The following is a 1,203-nucleotide window of genomic DNA, read 5'->3' as shown; positions in this document are numbered from 1 at the left end:
AAAAAGAGAGAATCTATTTAAAGATTCTCTCTGTAATTTCTAGTAGTTTCCTTGTGCATGCATTGCTTCTGCAACTTTTACAAATCCTGCAATGTTAGCTCCAGCAACTAGGTTATATCCAAAACCATAGTCTTCTGATGCTTTCTTACAGTTATTGTAGATGTTAACCATTATTTGGTGTAATTTTGCATCTACTTCTTCTGCAGTCCAAGCTAATCTCATGCTGTTTTGTGACATTTCAAGAGCTGAAGTAGCAACTCCACCAGCGTTAGCAGCCTTTGAAGGTCCTACTATTACGCCGTTCTTTTGGAAGTATTCAACAGCTTCGTTTGTACAAGGCATATTAGCAGCTTCACAAACAAATTTAACTCCGTTTTCAACTATTTTCTTAGCTTCTTCTATTTTAATGTCATTTTGAATTGCACATGGTATTACGATATCAACTTTAACTCCAAATGGTTTTTCTCCTGGGAAGAATTGAACACCATACTTATCAGCATAATCTTTAATTCTTGCACCTTTGTTTATTGTTAACATTTCTACCATGTAATCTATCTTTTCTCCTGTTACTCCTTCTGGATCGTAGATGTATCCATCTGGTCCTGATAGAGTTACAACTTTACCACCTAATTGGCTAACTTTTTGACATACTCCCCATGCAACATTACCGAAGCCTGATACAGCAACTGTTTTGCCTTTGAAGTCTGTTCCTTCATGCTTAAGCATTTCTTGGCAATAGTAAGATACACCGAATCCAGTAGCTTCTGGTCTTATTAAGCTTCCGCCATAAGTTAAGCCTTTACCAGTAAGAACTCCGTTTTCAAAAGCTCCTCTGATTCTTCTGTATTGTCCATAAAGATATCCTATTTCTCTTCCGCCAACTCCAATATCTCCAGCTGGAACGTCAACGTCTGGTCCTATATGTCTATAAAGCTCAGTCATAAAGCTTTGGCAGAATCTCATTATTTCAGCGTCTGACTTTCCTCTTGGGTCGAAGTCTGAACCACCTTTACCTCCACCTATTGGAAGGCCAGTTAATGAGTTCTTTAATATTTGCTCAAATCCTAAGAATTTGATTATTCCTATATAAACTGAAGGATGGAATCTAAGTCCTCCCTTGTAAGGTCCTATAGCTCCGTTGAATTGTACTCTGAATCCACGGTTAACTTGTACGTTTCCGTTGTCGTCTGTCCATGGAACTTT

The 1,203-nt window shown here is 38.0% G+C and carries 1 protein-coding gene; it reads right to left on the bottom strand.

From position 1 onward, the window contains the following. Window positions 1-39: 39 nt before the first annotated feature. Window positions 40-1,203: NADP-specific glutamate dehydrogenase (gene gdhA, locus I6U51_RS18945; protein ID WP_211144133.1), on the bottom strand; the 1,164-nt coding region annotated here is incomplete at its 5' end.

Origin of the sequence: Clostridium aciditolerans, assembly GCF_016316925.1 — a bacterium.
Lineage (GTDB): Bacteria > Bacillota > Clostridia > Clostridiales > Clostridiaceae > Clostridium_AM > Clostridium_AM aciditolerans.
The sequence above is the reverse complement of the archived record's forward strand: the minus strand, read 5'-3'. Positions and strand labels throughout refer to the sequence as shown.